General features: G+C 35.3%; 12 protein-coding genes and 6 pseudogenes. 11 read left to right on the top strand and 7 right to left on the bottom strand.

Annotated elements, in window-relative coordinates:
- Window positions 1-476 precede the first annotated feature (476 nt).
- The gene (gene radA, locus AAGD79_RS00575) at window positions 477-1820 is read left to right on the top strand and encodes a DNA repair protein RadA (protein WP_264723993.1); all 1344 of its coding nucleotides are present in this window, start codon (window positions 477-479) and stop codon (window positions 1818-1820) included.
- Here the strand turns inward: radA and ftsY are convergent.
- Entirely contained in the window at window positions 1807-2718 is a 912-nt protein-coding gene (gene ftsY / locus AAGD79_RS00570) for a signal recognition particle-docking protein FtsY (RefSeq protein ID WP_155969582.1), read from the bottom strand. The two genes, radA and ftsY, sit on opposite strands and share 14 nt — an antisense overlap.
- A gap of 180 nt (window positions 2719-2898) precedes the next feature.
- On the opposite strand from ftsY, the gene iscU reads away from it, so the two are divergent.
- The 4 genes from iscU to hscA are packed head-to-tail and all read left to right on the top strand — an operon-like array spanning window position 2899 to window position 5878.
- On the top strand, window positions 2899-3282 hold the full coding sequence (gene iscU / locus AAGD79_RS00565) for a Fe-S cluster assembly scaffold IscU (RefSeq protein ID WP_151808025.1): 384 nt from the start codon (window positions 2899-2901) through the stop codon (window positions 3280-3282).
- 5 nt (window positions 3283-3287) lie between these two features.
- On the top strand, window positions 3288-3701 hold the full coding sequence (locus AAGD79_RS00560) for a HesB/IscA family protein (protein WP_182309603.1): 414 nt from the start codon (window positions 3288-3290) through the stop codon (window positions 3699-3701).
- The gene (locus tag AAGD79_RS00555; protein ID WP_265024473.1) at window positions 3694-4152 is read left to right on the top strand and encodes an iron-sulfur cluster co-chaperone HscB C-terminal domain-containing protein; all 459 of its coding nucleotides are present in this window, start codon (window positions 3694-3696) and stop codon (window positions 4150-4152) included. Before AAGD79_RS00560 ends, AAGD79_RS00555 begins: the two co-directional genes overlap by 8 nt.
- Window positions 4130-5878, top strand: coding sequence for a Fe-S protein assembly chaperone HscA (hscA, locus tag AAGD79_RS00550; protein WP_341811405.1), 1749 nt, complete (start codon window positions 4130-4132; stop codon window positions 5876-5878). The genes AAGD79_RS00555 and hscA overlap by 23 nt, the downstream gene beginning before the upstream one ends.
- 7 nt (window positions 5879-5885) lie before the next feature.
- On the opposite strand, the gene lepB is transcribed toward hscA, so the two are convergent.
- The 3 genes from lepB to AAGD79_RS00535 all read right to left on the bottom strand — a co-directional run bounded on the left by lepB (window position 5886) and on the right by AAGD79_RS00535 (window position 9696).
- The gene (gene lepB / locus AAGD79_RS00545; protein ID WP_341811624.1) at window positions 5886-6632 is read right to left on the bottom strand and encodes a signal peptidase I; all 747 of its coding nucleotides are present in this window, start codon (window positions 6630-6632) and stop codon (window positions 5886-5888) included.
- A gap of 947 nt (window positions 6633-7579) precedes the next feature.
- The gene (locus AAGD79_RS00540; RefSeq protein ID WP_006280416.1) at window positions 7580-8467 is read right to left on the bottom strand and encodes an aspartate carbamoyltransferase catalytic subunit; all 888 of its coding nucleotides are present in this window, start codon (window positions 8465-8467) and stop codon (window positions 7580-7582) included.
- 203 nt (window positions 8468-8670) lie between these two features.
- Entirely contained in the window at window positions 8671-9696 is a 1026-nt protein-coding gene (locus AAGD79_RS00535; protein ID WP_265043290.1) for an extracellular solute-binding protein, read from the bottom strand.
- A 454-nt stretch (window positions 9697-10150) separates the two neighbouring features.
- Between AAGD79_RS00535 and AAGD79_RS00530 the strand changes: the two are divergent.
- Window positions 10151-10736: pseudogene (locus AAGD79_RS00530) on the top strand (IS66 family transposase); the annotation flags it as partial.
- 7 nt (window positions 10737-10743) lie between these two features.
- Here the strand turns inward: AAGD79_RS00530 and AAGD79_RS00525 are convergent.
- Window positions 10744-11151, bottom strand: a pseudogene (locus AAGD79_RS00525) (IS4 family transposase); the annotation flags it as partial.
- A gap of 216 nt (window positions 11152-11367) precedes the next feature.
- Between AAGD79_RS00525 and AAGD79_RS00520 the strand changes: the two are divergent.
- The 3 pseudogenes from AAGD79_RS00520 to AAGD79_RS00510 all read left to right on the top strand — a co-directional run.
- Window positions 11368-11953, top strand: a pseudogene (locus tag AAGD79_RS00520) (IS110 family transposase); the annotation flags it as partial.
- 101 nt (window positions 11954-12054) lie between these two features.
- Window positions 12055-12919 (top strand): annotated as a pseudogene (locus AAGD79_RS00515) (IS982 family transposase).
- Between the two features lie 16 nt (window positions 12920-12935).
- Window positions 12936-13148 (top strand): annotated as a pseudogene (locus tag AAGD79_RS00510) (tRNA (guanine-N7)-methyltransferase); the annotation flags it as partial.
- Between the two features lie 400 nt (window positions 13149-13548).
- Here AAGD79_RS00510 and AAGD79_RS00505 read toward each other — a convergent pair.
- Complete coding sequence (locus AAGD79_RS00505; RefSeq protein ID WP_151808123.1) at window positions 13549-14196, bottom strand: heme exporter protein CcmB; 648 nt, start codon at window positions 14194-14196, stop codon at window positions 13549-13551.
- Between the two features lie 106 nt (window positions 14197-14302).
- On the opposite strand from AAGD79_RS00505, the gene AAGD79_RS00500 reads away from it, so the two are divergent.
- Both AAGD79_RS00500 and AAGD79_RS00495 read left to right on the top strand, forming a co-directional pair.
- The gene (locus AAGD79_RS00500) at window positions 14303-14695 is read left to right on the top strand and encodes a TraR/DksA family transcriptional regulator (RefSeq protein WP_010963040.1); all 393 of its coding nucleotides are present in this window, start codon (window positions 14303-14305) and stop codon (window positions 14693-14695) included.
- A gap of 296 nt (window positions 14696-14991) precedes the next feature.
- Window positions 14992-16127 (top strand): annotated as a pseudogene (locus AAGD79_RS00495) (transposase).
- Window positions 16128-16136: 9 nt separating this feature from the next.
- On the opposite strand, the gene AAGD79_RS00490 reads toward AAGD79_RS00495, so the two are convergent.
- On the bottom strand, window positions 16137-16346 hold the full coding sequence (locus AAGD79_RS00490; RefSeq protein WP_341811404.1) for a hypothetical protein: 210 nt from the start codon (window positions 16344-16346) through the stop codon (window positions 16137-16139).
- Between the last annotated feature and the right edge of the window lie 43 nt (window positions 16347-16389).

The raw sequence follows: 16389 nt of genomic DNA, 5'->3' as shown, positions 1-16389 counted from the left end.
CTGCTTAGTAAATTTCTTAAACATTTGCAGCGTAAGTTAGTTGCAATTAAAAGCAGCTGAATTTCGCTTGTCAAGCGTTTAAAACATAAAAAACGCCAATATTTTAAAGCGGATAATAACCACGGGGCTTCTTTTGCCTTTTTTTCATTTGGTAAATTTCTTAACGTTTGTAGCTAAACGACAACCGTCATCCCGCTACGTGTTAGCGGCTAAGAGATACCGCGGCGGTATGACGGTTTGCGGCGGCATGACCTCGTCATTCCCCTACGTGTTAGCGGGATCTAGAGATACCGTGACGGTATGACGGTTCGCGCGGTGGCATGACCTCGTCATCCCGCTACTTGTTAGCGGGATCTAGAGATACCGCGAATGAATCGCGGTATGACATAGGGAACCCTTTCTTGGGTTAGCTATAGATTTACTTCGCATATTCAGCTAATTTTTATTACAATTACAACAAAATAATTTTGGCTTTGATGAAAACTGTATATGTATGTCAATCCTGTGGTCATAGCACTGGCAGGTGGGTAGGGAAGTGTATTGCATGTGACAATTGGGATACAGTTGTTGAGGAAATAGCAGTAAAAACGAGCAAAAGAAGTATATCTGCACCAATTTTAATAAAGACGTTATCGGGTAGCGAAATTATCACTCCAAGTCGTTTTTTAACAGGAATAGAAGAATTAGATAGAGTTTTTGGTGGGGGTATCGTTCAAGGTGCTAGCATTTTAATTGGTGGCGAACCTGGAATTGGGAAATCCACCCTTTTGCTTAGAATTGCAGCTAATGTTGTGCAACTTTCCTCTTTTGAATGTCTTTATGTATCTGGCGAGGAATCTTTAGAGCAAGTGAGTCTCAGAGCAAAGCGTCTTAAGATAAATGAACCTAAAATTAAGCTTTTATCTACAGTGTCTTTAACTGATGTAGTAGCAACAATAAAGGAAAATAAAAGTATTAAATTCTTAGTAATTGACTCTATACAAACAATGTATGATAGCAGAATTACATCAGCACCAGGAACTGTAACTCAGGTCCGCACTTGCGCACATGAATTAACCATTCTTGCGAAACAATATGGTATTTCCCTCTTAATAGTTGGCCATATAACTAAGGATGGACAAATAGCTGGACCTAAAACTTTGGAGCATATGGTGGATACGGTATTATATTTTGAAGGTGAAAATAGCAATCAATACCGCATTTTGCGTACTATTAAGAATAGATTTGGCCCTGCAAATGAAATTGGTGTTTTTGAGATGTCTGAAGCAGGACTTGTGCCTGTTGATAACCCATCATCATTGTTTCTGATGGCCCATGACAGAGAAGTAGTTGGCAGCGCCGTATTTGCAGGAATTGAAGGTTCAAGACCAATTTTAATGGAAGTGCAAGCATTAATAGCAGGAACTAATATGGCAACCCCAAGAAGGGCAGTAGTTGGGTGGGATATTAATAGATTGGCTATGATCATCGCAGTGCTAAATGCTCGTTGCAAAATGTTTTTGCATGATAAAGAGGTATACCTAAACATTGCAGGGGGACTCAAAATACAGGAACCATCGGCTGATCTTGCTGTTGCTGCTTCCCTTATTTCAAGTGTAGTAAATTTACCGCTGCCAACTTCTTCAATAATCTGCGGTGAAGTTGCACTTTCAGGAGAAATTAGGAATGTCTCGCATGCTGATCTCAGACTAAAAGAAGCACAAAAGTTAGGATTCAAAAAAGCAATTATGCCTAAAAATGGTAATTACTCTTCTCACGATATTGAGATAATTAAGCTTGGTCACGTAAGGGAATTAAGAGAAATTTTTAATTACAATTAAATAACGCTTCAGCAAATTCTTTGCTAGTAAACTCCCTTAAGTCCTCTATATTTTCGCCAATTCCTATAGCATGTAACTTTATCTTATAAGCTTCTGCAAGTCCAATTACCACTCCACCCTTAGCAGTGCCATCTAGCTTTGTTACGATTAGCCCGGTAACATTAACCATTTTGCTAAATGCTTCTAATTGGCTATAAGCATTTTGGCCGGTAGTTGCATCAAGAACTAAAATAACATCATGAGGGGCAGTGTCATCCAATTTCTTTATCGTTCTATATATTTTTGATAACTCCTCCATAAGGTTCACATTATTTTGCAGCCTTCCTGCTGTGTCAATTAGAACAACATCAACGTTGTCTTTTATAGCTTGACTTACAGCTCTGTATGCCACACTTGCAGAGTCGCTACCGTACTCTCCAGTAACAATTAAGCAATCAGAACGTTCTGCCCAAATGTTTAATTGCTCACTAGCAGCCGCTCTAAATGTATCGCATGCAACAAGCATAACGGATTTTCCCATTTCCTTATATTTATATGCAAGCTTACCTATAGTTGTGGTTTTACCGTTACCGTTTACTCCGCATACCATTATTATATGTGGTTTTTTATTTAAAATTAACGGCTGTACAACTGGGCTCAATATAGCTTCTATTTCGTTCATTAACTGCTGCGAGATAATATTATGTTCAACTTCCTTGTCAAACTTGATGCTTGTGAGCCTATCGATAATCAACTTAGAAGTTTTATGACCAATGTCCATGCTAATTAGCAATTCTTCTAGCTCGTCTAAAAGCGACTGGTCTAATTTTTTTTTGCCAGAGAAAATACTTTTCACTCCGTCGCTAAAGCGAGAAGAAGTTTTTAACAGGCCTTTATAAAGATTACCAAATAAACTCAAGGGAATGCTCCTTTTAAAATTACAATATAAAGAATGACATGCACTGAGTGTATTTGTAAAGTTAAATACACTCACTTTTGTGTTATTCTGTGAGTAAAATATACCGTTTGCTAGTGTATTTTACTTTAGTTTTTAACCTAAATATGTTATAATGTAGAATAGCGGTTCACAGGTAATTTTATGAGTTATAATGAGAAAATTTTAGATCATTACGAAAATCCAAGGAATGTTGGCTCTCTGGATAAAAATGATCCAAGTGTTGGCACTGGTCTAGTTGGTGCACCATCGTGCGGTGATGTAATGAAATTGCAGATAAAGGTCAATGACAAAGGTGTTATTGAAGATGCAAAATTTAAAACTTTTGGCTGCGGTTCTGCCATTGCTTCAAGTTCCTTGTTAACAGAGATGATAAAGGGAAGAACCATCAGTGACGTTACACAGATAAAGAATACTCAAATAGTGGAAGAGTTGTCTTTACCTCCAGTGAAGATACACTGTTCGGTACTTGCTGAAGATGCTATAAAGGCTGCTATTCATGATTATCAAAGTAAGCAAAAGAATTAAGAAGCATGAGTGAATATCAAGAAGTAGGCGGAGGTGAAACTGTAAAAAAGAATAAAAAACTTATCACTATAACTGCGGAAGCAGTAGAAAGGATAAGGTATTTATTGGACCAAAAGAAGCATACTAACCTTGAGAAACCGGAAGAAGCAATAGGAATAAGAGTGCTAATTAAGCAAAAAGGATGTTCTGGTTTAAAATATGATATTGAATATGCATATGATACTCGTCCTTTAGAGTCGGTAATTGAAGAAAACTGTAGTGATGGCCAAAAAGTTAAAGTGTTGATCGACCCAAAATCCGTCATGTTTATTCTTGGCTCTGAAATGGATTATGTAGAAGAAAAATTTTCATCGGGTTTTGTTTTCAAAAATCCTAATGAGAAAGGAAAATGTGGTTGTGGAGAGAGTTTTCATGTCTAGCAACTATTTTGCATTGTTTGAAATTGAACCAGCTTTCAATATCAGCTTTGATGAGTTAGAGAAAAAATATATTGAGCTAAGCAAGACTGATATAAATGAAAGACAGTCCAAAAACATGGAAAATATCAACAAAGCTTATCAAGTGCTAAAGTCACCACTAGAACGTGCTGAGCATTTGTTGAATCTTTTTGGTGTGGGAAGCCCAAAGGATCATCCAAATTCTGAAATATTAAATGAATCAATGGAAATAAGAGAGTACTTACTAGACTGCGATGATCTACAATTTGCAAGCAGGATAATTGATGAAAAAATAAAAGATTGCGTTAAAAACCTAATTAACACTTTTGCTGTAAAGAATTTTGATGGAGCTGCTACACAAGTCTTAAGATTGAAATATTTATATAAGTCATTTGAGGAGGTGAAAAAGAATGCAACCAATTCAAATTTCTGAACCAAATTCAAGTGAAGTAGTTTTTGGTATAGACCTTGGCACCACCAATTCTTTGATTGCTATGGTAAATAAAGCTGGCAACGTGGAGATATTTAAAGATGAACAAGTAAGAGAACTGCTGCCTTCTGCTCTTTCATATGAAAATAATACATTGAAAACTGGCTACGATGTCGGTCAAAATGCAATCTACTCAATAAAGCGTTTAATGGGTAAAAGTGTTGAAGAATTAAATAAAGAAGGCGTCAATTTTGAAATAGATCATGAAAGCGAAAAAGTTATTAGAATAAAATGCGCAGAGGAAAAGTATCTTACTCCTATTGAGATTTCTGCTGAGATATTAAAAGCTTTACGTGAGAGGGTAAAAAAGTCTAAGGGGCTGGAAGTAAAAAAAGCAGTGATTACTGTGCCAGCTTACTTTGACGATTCAGCACGTAACGCAACTAAATATGCGGCAAAATTAGCTGGCATAGAAGTTCTTCGCCTCGTTAACGAGCCAACCGCTGCAGCGCTTTCTTACTCCATTGAAAAGAACAATAGCAGTGGAATATATGCAGTGTATGACCTTGGTGGCGGAACGTTCGATATTTCGATATTGAAATTGCACCAAGGAGTGTTTCAAGTCCTTGCGGTTGGTGGTGACACCAACCTCGGCGGTGATGATTTTGATCATTTGCTGAGTTCAATTGTGATTGATAAGTATAGAGAAAAGACGGCCAAGCAACTAAATTCCTTACTTATCGAATCACGCTCTGTGAAAGAGTACCTAAGCAATCACACTATAGGTATCTTCGAATTTAATGTTAACGGCCAGCCATTTGAGTGCGAAATTACCAGAGAAGAATTCGAGCAGGCAATCAGTTCTTTGGTTAATAGGACTATCAATATAGTCACTCGTACTATAAGTGATATAGATCTTAAAATTGACGATATAAGAGGAGTAATTTTAGTTGGTGGTGCAACTAGAACACCATTGGTTCAAAACTCACTAGTTAAACTCTTTGGAAATAAAGTACTAAATGACGTGGATCCAGATAAAGCAGTTGCCATTGGGGCAGCTCTGCAGGCTCATGATTTAACTTCGAGCTCAAAAGATAGGAATATTCTCCTGGATGTTTTACCTCTATCACTTGGCATAGAAACTATGGGAGGCATAGTTGAAAAAATCATACCAAGAAATACGCCACTGCCAGTTTCAGAAACAAAAGAGTTTACAACTTATATTGATGGGCAAACAGCAATGAAAATTCATGTTTGTCAGGGAGAACGTGAAATGATAGAGGATAACAAATCTCTAGCGCAGTTTGAACTAAAAGGTATACCTCCACTGCCTGCAGGTTCTGCAAGAGTTGAAATAGAATTTACAGTTAACGTTGACGGAATCTTGACTGTTACTGCAAGAGAAAAAACTACTGGAATTGAGCAGACAGTTAAAGTAAATTCAAGTTTTGGCTTGAGTGAAGCTGATGTTCAAAATATGGTTAACCAGTCAATAAACAGTTTTGACGAAGATATGAAGGCTCGTTCCCTTGCAGGTGCTAAAATTAATGGAAATAAACTCATACACTTGGTTGAAAACAATAATAACCTTTCCACTGATCAAAAGTTGAAAAACCTATTACAAAATGCAAAAAACGCTTTACAAGGCAATGACTTGAATGAAATTAACAACACTATCGCCGAGTTAGAAAATTCTTCTTTAGAGTTGTGTGAATTAACAAATAGGTAGAAAAAGCTTACACAACCTTGTGCAATACCCTATTTAATCTCAAAGCAACAGGTAACCTGAAATTAAATGGTAACCAATCGACCTTTCCTAATTTAAATGATAAACCAACTATGCTTACACGCCCAATGATATTTTCCATTGGTACAAAACCAACTTCAGGAAACCTACTATCTAAAGAATTATTTCTATTGTCTCCCATAACGAAAAATTGATCGTTAGGTACATAATAAACCGGAGTGTTATATGATAGCTTATTAGAAATGTCATCTACCAAAATCTCATGTTCCTTGCCACTTAAAAGCGTTTCTATATATCTTGGTATGTTACGATTTGACTCATAATCAAAAAAACTTTCAATTTGCCTTCGCTCTACTTTCTGATCATTTAGGTATAATTCTCCCTCTATCATTTGCACTTTGTCACCTGGTGTTCCTATTACTCGCTTAACAAACCTGATGCTGTCATTTCTTGTGGGTTTGAAAACTACTATGTCGCCACGCTTTGGAGGGGTATAAAAAATCCTGCCGCTAAAAATGTTTGGAGAAAATGGAAAGGAGTGTTTACTGTAACCGTATGAATATTTACTAGTAAAAATGTAATCCCCTTCAAGTAGGGTGCTTTTCATTGAACCAGAAGGTATATGAAATGGCTCGAATAAAAAACTACGTATTGATAGCGCAATCAACAGTAAAAAAAACAATGAAGATAAAAATCTTCCCGTTCTTATCACCAAGTTTTTGCTTAGTTCTTCCAACTTTTCCAACTTTGTTTTTCTTATAGATTAAGCTTATTATAATACATAAATTAAAAAATGGTAATATGAAATTTTACTTGTGAATGTTATTCCTCTATTCAAAACAATTTTGAAAAGGCGGTTCATTTCTTTCAACGGTCTCATCCAAGTAGCGTGACACATAACTGTACGAACATTGCAATTTGCAGGTGGCAGATGAAAGTAGCTGATGCACATCTGTACGAACATTTGCTTTTGTTAAGGTAATATGGTGTTATGAAAGTAGCTGACACTGGAATGGCTTTGTTGCATCGCTACTTATGAAAGGCTAACTATAGTTAGGATTATAAGCAACCTATTGAAAATCTTGTTTTTTTGCAATCAATCTGATCAAATTTAAGAATAGTAATTTGTTATTTATATTAATAAATTTAATTCTATTGAAAATAGCTAAAGCATTGAAATTCTTGAATTTTAGCCGGATTGGTAAATGGTAGTGAAATTTCTTTTACTCAAATTTAGGTATTCATTGACCGTTCTTGTTATAAATACCAGAATAATAAGCTACTGATATTCCCTATCTTTTTATCTTTAATCCATCATAGCTAGCGATGCAACAAAGCCCACTGGAATCCAGGTTGTAACCGTTCACGGATTGTGAGAATGAATAAAGAACTAAGCAGTCGTAACTTTTGGAAGGGATTTTGGCCATTGAGACGTGATGTCAAAAATATCGACAACATTCTTTCCACAAATCTTTCTCCATGTTCCGACCAGGTGAAAAAGCTGTTTTTACGATAGCCGTCTAATTTGCCGTTCTGCAAGGTTGTTGATTGACTTCAGGCTTTCGTAAAAACTTCCACACCATATCCTCGGCCTTAACATCTTAATGGCCATTCTCAAACCATTTACAAGCCTTGTCATTTCATGCCCCCCTTTTTGCATTAGTTGTGTAGCATCTTTTAATATTAGCAAGGCCTATAATAGTGCAACACTGCCTTACGTATTGCCAATCCAAATTCTACTTGCTGTAAAATAACACAATCTGCTACATCGCTGCTAATCTCAATCCCTCTGTTTATTGGCCCTGGGTGCATAACAATCGCATCTGGTTTTGCGTATGATAGCTTTTGTGAATCAAGTCCATACAAATAAAAATATTCTTTCTCTGAAGAACTATTATTCATGCGCTCTTTCTGCAATCTCAAAAGCATAATTACGTCAGCATCCTTTATACCTTCAATTAATGAATAATGGACTGAATCTACTTCAGGAAAATGCTTACAAATCAAAGTTGGTGGTGCGACCAAGTTTATCTCTGCTCCAAACATTTTTAGCAATCTTATATTTGATCTTGCAACTCTACTGTGCAGAATATCTCCACATATCACAACTTTGAGGTCCTTTATTTGCTTTTTGTGATTGCTGATTACAAGATAGTCTGCAAGAGCTTGAGTTGGATGTTCACTACTTCCATCGCCTGCATTGATTAGCGAGCAGTTAACATACTTTGCCAGTGTATTAATGATACCACTACTTTTATGCCTGATTATTATGTAATCAGGATTCATTGCATTTAATGTTTTGATCATGTCTTTTAGATCTTCTCCCTTGTTAATAGAAGAAGATCTTATTGGCAAAGTTACAACATTTGCTCCAAGGCTTTTTGCTGCTATTTCAAAAGACGCAAGTGTACGCGTTGAATCTTCAAAGAATAAATTTATTACTGTCTTATTTTCCAAGATATGACTATTTGCAACTTCTTTTTTAAGGTACTGGTTGGCCAACTTAGTTATATTTTCTACATCATCGACTGTAAGGTCTGAGATGTTTAACAAATTCCTTCTCTTGTTCATAGTTTCCTTTTCAACTACTTGAACCTATTCTACTTTCTTATTACCTTTTTTCAATAGACTTCTTGTGCAGCAATTGTTTTGGTGAAAGAACGGAAAAAGATAGTAAAGTCAAAATTAAGTTAGAAGGAAGAAAAAGTTCAGCGAGTCAAGAGTAAGGTATATTAGCATAAATCTTTCATCCCAATGTTTAGTGGCGCTGGGGATTACTTCCACTTACACTCATCCGCTATCATAACAGCCTCAAAAAGATGCTTCTCAAGTTCACTTAGAGGCAAATCACTTTGTGAATAATTTCCCCAAGATTTTAGTATATCGGAAGTTTCAACGCCTTCAATAATAGGATATTCTTGGTTTTTTTTAGCGTATAACTCTTGAGCCTGCTTGCTTACTAAAAATTCCAATAAGACTATAGCATTTTCCCTGTTTTTTGCGTTTTTTGTTACTGCTGCACCACTGATGTTTACCATTACACCGTGATCGTTGCGATTAGGAAAAAAAGCCCCTAGCTTGTCTGCAACATTCTTTTTATTTTCTGATGAAAGAATTCTCGCAAAGTAGTAGCTGTTTACTATTGCAACATCTCCCTCACCCGCTGCTACGGCGTAAATTTGATCAGTATCACCACCACTTGGTTTTCTTGCCATATTGCTCACAATTCCGCTTACCCATTCTTTCGTCTTTTCAAAACCATTATTTGCAATCATAAAAGCAATTAACGATCTGTTATATGGACTTGTAGAAGAACGCACTAATATTTTTCCTTTCCATTTTTCATTTGCTAAATCTTCATAAGTACTTAAGTCCTTAGGGTCTACTGACTCTTTATTGTAAACCAATATCCTAGCTCTTTTTGTAAGACCAAACCAATAATCTTCACTGTCTCTAAATCTTGCAGGTATAACACTTTTTAAAACCTCTGAATCTACTTGAGATAAAAGTCCTCTTTTTTTTGCTAGAATTAAGTTGATTGCATCAGCAGTCAAAAATAAGTCAGCTTCACCACCGTTTTCCATTCGTGAAAGTAGCTGAGAATAATCATCAATGATGTACCGTACTTTAATACCTGTATTTTTCGTGCATTCATCAAACAAAGTACGTACTAATTCTTCTTTGCGCGATGAATAAACATTTACCACTTGTGAGTCATTAGTTCCGTCGTTTCTGTATAAATAAGTAATAACTATCAATATAATTGCTATTAAGGATGTGAATATAAAGGCTTTTTTCATATTGGATAAAAAATAACTTCTTTCAGTTAAAGTTACCAAGATGGTACAACTTTAGCAAGTGTAAAGTTCGTTAGATAAATCATAAAAACTTCCTTGACAAGCTTCGCCAGCCCCCTTATTATAACACTGAAGCTATTTATTTATCTTCGCAATCTCTGCAGTGGATTAATGACAAAAAACTTAATGTATTTGGCGTAAATCATGCTTAATTTTTTGCACTATGTGCACCTTATGTCTTTATAAAATTTCTAGGTTTTTACCTAATATAAGCTGAAATGCGCTATTTAAAACATTAAAAAACGCCAACTTAAAAAATGGATAGTGAATAACTAGCTACCCTAGGGTTTTTTTTGCCTTTTTTTCTGTTTAGTAAATTGTATCCGTTCAGCGGAGTGGTAGAATAAGGTAGACAAAGTGATCTAAAAAGATAATCATAGAGCAAAAGTGAGGTAATGTGGTAAACCTTTTAGAACTTTGCAAAAATTTACAGCAAAAAATAGAAAAACTGAAAGCAGAGATAGAAAACTTAAAAGCAGAAAATAAAGCTTTAAAGATAGAGAACGCTGAATTAAAGGAAAGGCTCGGTTTAAATTCAAAAAGCTCATCCCTGCCCAGCTCAAAAGAGCTATACAAAATAAAAAAGGACAAGCCAAAAAGCGAAAGGAATGTTGGCGATCAGGTTGGGCATAAAGGAAATTTTCATGCCACAATGGAAGCGGATAAAGTAGTAAAAATAGAGTTGCCTAATATTTGCGAATGCGGAGGAGAGCTTGTAATATGCGAAAAACCTTATGTTCACCAAAAAGTTGATCTTCCGGAAATTAGGCCTTATGTAGTAATTGGAACATGGTCGTTGTTGGAGATGCAGAAAAAGAAAAAGTAGCAAGTTACCAGAAGGTGTTACGCCAGATACATTTGGTCCAAGGGTTAAGTCTATAATTGCAGCACTCAGCGGATTTTACAAAAACTCAAAGCGTGAAGTGGCTAGTATCATAAATGACATTTTTAATTTGAACATAAGTGTTGGCAGCATATCAAATCTTACTATTACCCACAAATATGAGGTTCGTGAGCAAGTCGCCATCCTTCTGCTAAATCAAAGAGACGTTTATATCCTTTCCAAAGAACATAAGGTCCTGGTTCTGGGTCATTTTTTCCTGCTAAATGGCCTCCAAGTTCATGAAACAGCTTCTTTTATGTTGGGAACTACACTTGGACATGGTTTTCTGTGTATTTTAACGTATAAAACTTTCCATTCCTCTTCAGCTAATAAGGTAGTACATGGTAATGTTGGGTTAGCTCTTGCAATTGATGTAATAAAGAAGATCCTCCAAGCAATAATACTCACAACTGTTAGATATCTCATTAGTCTTTCTGCTATTCCAAGCCTACATTCTTCAACTTTGAGACCGAATTTAAAATTTTATGTAATATCTCTATTTTCCATCTAAGGCAATTGTAAGTTAAAAACGTGATATAAAAGAGATAAGAGAGAAAGATAACCCTGCTCACTAGGAATAGCGGGCGTGCGCGACCGAAAGGAAATTGGTATTACAACCGTTGGTATCAAGGTACGCTAGCCCTATCTCTCGATACGTTTGAATAGTTGCTTGGGACATATATATGCACCCGTTTACAATCTTAAATTAACTAAAACTATCGAGGTTTATTATGGTTACATCTTATCAAAATTTTATTGGCATTGACATCGGAAAATTTAAAAATGTCGTTGCAATTCACAAACAGAAGAATGCTGTCGAATTTGATAATAATGCTTCTGGTTGGCAACAATTATTTCAAGAGTTTTCAGATATTCTACCTAATGCTTTAGTGACTTTAGAAAATACAGGGAAATATGAGCTTGGCTTATCACATTTTCTTACCGACAAAAATATTGCCGTGCATCGAGCTAATACTCGTAAAGTAAAAAGCTTTATTTTATCTCACGGAACTTTAGCAAAGTCTAGATGCAAGAGCTCTTGCTCAATATGGATTTGAACGCCATAGAACTATCTCTCTATTTGTACCTACCTCTACAGAACAATCAACTTTGGCTGCACTTTGTCAACGTCGTGATGATATTACGCAAATGAGAACTCAAGAAAAATGCAGACTTGAAGCACCGGAAAATGATCATATAAAAGAAAGCTGTCAAAAGACCATTGAGTTTTTCGATAGTCAAATAAACGAACTCAATGATACTATACAAAAGATTATTGATGAAAGCCGCGAATTACAACAACGCCAAAAAATACTTATAAACCCCAGTTATGGATTAGAAAACAGATAAAAGTAGAATTAATAAAGAGGGAAATAGGGTAAACTCAAGTATTTTAACAATAATTTAAGAGGTTACCCATGAAGAAAGATATTACAGAACTTTACTGCTGCGTCGAGGATTTTTGTCGTGTAGTAGATGAAAATTTTGCAAATAAGTTCTTATCAAATGGCAAAAAACCAACCAGAGTACCAGAAATAGCGCACTCAGAAATGCTAACCATAATCCTGTTATACCACCAATCGCCATGTAAAAACTTCAAGGCTTTTTATCTTTGTTACCTTAAGTTACTCTATAGATCAGAATTTTCAAAGATGCCTTCATATCACAGATTTATTGCCTTAAAGCCGAGAGTTTTACGGTATTTAGCATTACTTCTTCAATGGTTCTGCGAACAAGCGAAAATGACAGGTACTTCCTACATTGACACTTCTACGATTGCCATTTGCCACAAGAAAAGGATCTCTAGGAACAAAGTTTTTGATGGTTTAGCAGAAATTGGTAAGAGCACGTATGGTTGGTTTTTTGGCTTTAAATTGCACTTGGTGATTAACGAAATTGGAGAAATTCAATCACTTACTCTAACCAAAGGTAACGTTGATACCTGTGCCAACTATAACTAAAAGACTGACAGGACTTTTGTTCGGAGATAAAGGCTATATCAAGAAGGAGCTCTTTGAGGAACTCTTCGATAGAGGTTTAAAGCTTGTCACTAAAGTGAAAAAAGGCATGAAAAACGCACTAATCTCACTAAAAGAGAAGGCTTTATTGAGAAAAAGGTCGATTATTGAGACAGTCTTTGGTTGTTTAAAAAATAAATTTGAGCTTGAACATACACGGCACAGATCGCCAATAAATTTTCTGGTACATATTTTTTCTACATTAATTTCATATTCCATGCAGTCAAAAAAGCCTTCTATTTCTAAGCCTTACTGTGTTGGTTAATCCATAACTGGGGTTTATAACAGGGGAAATATTCATTGCAACCGATCATCAGGACTATGCAGAGTGGATAGCATCACATATAAAGCAGTGTAACTCTTTAATCTATAGGGAAGACGATTTCACAAGTTATACTCTTACAAAATACCACAGAAGAGCGCTCAAAGATCAGCGTAAAGTGAGGTTCTTTAAAGTAAGTGTTATTAATAATTTGCAGACTATGGATCAATAGAGTTTTTGCATATCTCTTTTACGTTAACTATAGATTAAAAATAATAAAAAAAGAGGGAGAAATAGAGTAAATTCCTTTAACTACTTCTCCTTATGAAGGAATAGACTTCTTGCATAACCCAAACTAAGTAGAAAAAAGGTATCATCCAAGTAGCCCCTTTCTCGTCATGCCGCTGCGAATCGTCATACCGCCGCGGCGCTAACAAGTAGCGGGATGACGGTTGTCAGGTTAGCTGTTATCCCAGTTTTTGACACTGGGATGACAACGAAGGGCTACTTGGATGACAGGGAAGGATGCTGGAATGAAGGTTTTTCAAATTGTCGATAAACCTAAATCTATAATAACTATTTGCCTTTTTTCTAGGTTATGCAAGAAGTCTACTGAATAACAGTAAGATTTTTCAATCCTGTTCCACAGCAAATTTTAGTGCCATGTGAGTAGTTATGGTGCTGTTAACAATCAAAATAACAAAAACTAAGATGGTGATTAGTAGTGTATAAATATTCAAGGATAAATTTTCAAATTGAGTTAGCATTTTAAAATACACAAAGGTTGGCATTATCATTGGCAAAACAAGAATTTGCGATACTCCTGATGCTAAGTTGTTTCGACCAATCATCAATGCATTTCCAGTAGCTGAAATATTAATGATTATCAGCGTATTAAATAATAAAGACACTCCAACTGCTATTGAGTGTTCAATACTATTGCCTAGAATTGCAAAGCTGAATATGGAAGAAATTACTGAAATCGGTAACCCAAATAATAACCAGTGAGCGAAAATTTTATAAGCAACTATAAGCCTAGAAGAGAGTGGCTGTACAAAGATTTGCTCTAATATTCCATCATGATAATCAGATGTAAACAAATTATTTGTAGAAATCTGCAAAACAAATGTAGCACATATCCATGTTAATGTTAACATAACTTCTTGTTTATTGTTGTTTTTAAGTGTAAATGAAGATAAACTTAACATTATGATAAAAATACATACTATATAGGTAAAGTTCTTATCATCTATTACTAATTTTTTTACTGAGTCGATCATACTAGGCTTTTAAATGTTTATTATAAATTATAGTGTTTACTTTGAGGTAGTATAATTTTTTGTTCATAAATTATATAGGTTTTATTATTTTTTTGATAATGCAATTATGGAAAAGTTACCAAAAATAAAGTCACCAGAAGATTACACTCCTTCAGAAGATGAAGAATATATGAGCGTAAAACAACTGGAATACTTCAGCTTAAAGTTACAATCAATACTCGCTGAGTTAGAGAAACAAGAACTAGAAGATAATAGTATTGATACATACTATTCTGATGAAGATAGTGGAAACGAGGAATTAATCAAGCGTCGAAAAGATAGAAAAGAAAAAATTAAGGAGGCGTTAGAAAAAATAAAATTAGGCACTTATGGTTACTGCGATGGAACAGGAGAAGAAATAGGAGTCGAAAGACTTAAAGCTAATCCGCTTGCTATATATTGTATTGAAGAGCAAGAGAGAGTAGAAAAAGAAAAGAACGTGTACAACATTAACGATTAATTTACACATAAGTGGTGAGCCCATTGGACTTCAAGAGGAGCAAGAGGCGCTGAAGTATGTTATGCTATAAAGAAAGTGGAAAATTGGACATTCTCAACTTGACTCCTGCAGATTAAAAATTAAGTTGTATCCGTTCAGGCAATGGCGTCAACTTAAGGAAAAATATCAGCGATAGTGTATAAAATTTCTCTCTAAATTTTTTATCATTAAATTATCCAAAGAGTGCAAGGGACAGCACTTTTGTTTCTGTTTTATTTCAACAAAGAAGTCTAAAATGTGTCCTTTTTAGGTGAAATATGCAAAAAGGAAAAAACCTTATTCTACAAATTAAAAATATAATATACTCGAAAACTTTTCAGAAAATCCATTGTGTTGAGTTTTACACGAACAAGCTTTTTCGACAGTATTTTCTATGATTTTAAAGTTAGTTAAAAAAAGTTTGGGAATAGAATGTGAACTTATGGAGCCATTGACATGTACCCTCAAAGCAAGCTTTTTCTAAAGCAAGGTATAAGATTTGCCATACAGGCTTTCAAGAATTTAAGCATCCAAACAGCCTATCAGGATGAACCTGAGTTGGAGAGGCTATAGACTTATTGCAGCAGATGGTTCTGGTATGAGATTACCCAGCTCTGGGAAAATTGTATCCGAGTTTGAACCAAATGGAACAACAGGCACCATTGGCAATTTGTTTGTTGATTTGTGTACTTCGCTGATTTGTAGTGCTCGTCTTGCAGCTTGGAATATAGGTGAACAAACGTTGGCGGCAGAGCAATTACCCGAAGTTATCACTCAAATGCGTTTATTAAATCAAGAGAAATTATTATTTATCTATGATCGTCTTCAGTAAAATTCATTCAGCAGCATTATGATTTGGAAGTAGATTTTATTTTTTGCTTGCAAAAAAGAAATTATAGTAAGCTATGGGAACGCTGGCGAATTAGATTTTGATTTTATATTAGAAAATGAAAAGCTAAAAAATAAAATGAAAGGACAGAAAGTAAGAGTTATAGTGCTGACATTAGCCAACTGAGAAACAGAGTTTTTGACCGAGACTTTGGAGCAAAGCTTATGTGTTAAGGTGGCACATAGAGGAGTGCTATAAACGACTCAAAGTAGGAGCAGAGTTAGAGAATTTTTCTGGAGAGGCTGTATTACAAGAATTTTGGGCAAACTTGGTCATGTGCAATATATTATCGCTTCATATATGTGATGCACAAGGGCCTTGGAACCCAGATCAAATTACTGAGTATCGTTTAAATTTTTCAGTTTTATTTGGTGTAATGAGGCAGAAACTCTATCAGGTACTTATTGCGCCAAAAAACTTTCAAGCCCTTTTTAAGTATACGCGCTAAAGTTAAAATCCGACCGGGACAGCCGCAATAAAGTAGATAAGCCTAAACGCCATCATGTCTTTAGGAGAGTTTGCTAATGAAAGTTCTTAAGTTGACGCCATTGGCTGTTCCGATTCGTTATATGACATAAGAGCATCATATATTTCATGCAATGTATTTGAGATGTTTTTTTCCATATGTTGATTAATATGCCCATATATTGTCGTCTCTTCCGAATACTCTGTATCTTTATGTATATGATTTTGTTGCTTTAATTCTTTTCTATCTACACTCTCTATTTGCTCTGACACTAGCATAACTACCCCATATTTTACATAACGAAATAAAAAAATTCTAACT

This window comes from Wolbachia endosymbiont (group A) of Oxytorus armatus (assembly GCF_964027005.1).
Lineage (GTDB): Bacteria > Pseudomonadota > Alphaproteobacteria > Rickettsiales > Anaplasmataceae > Wolbachia > Wolbachia pipientis.
The sequence above is the reverse complement of the archived record's forward strand: the minus strand, read 5'-3'. Positions and strand labels throughout refer to the sequence as shown.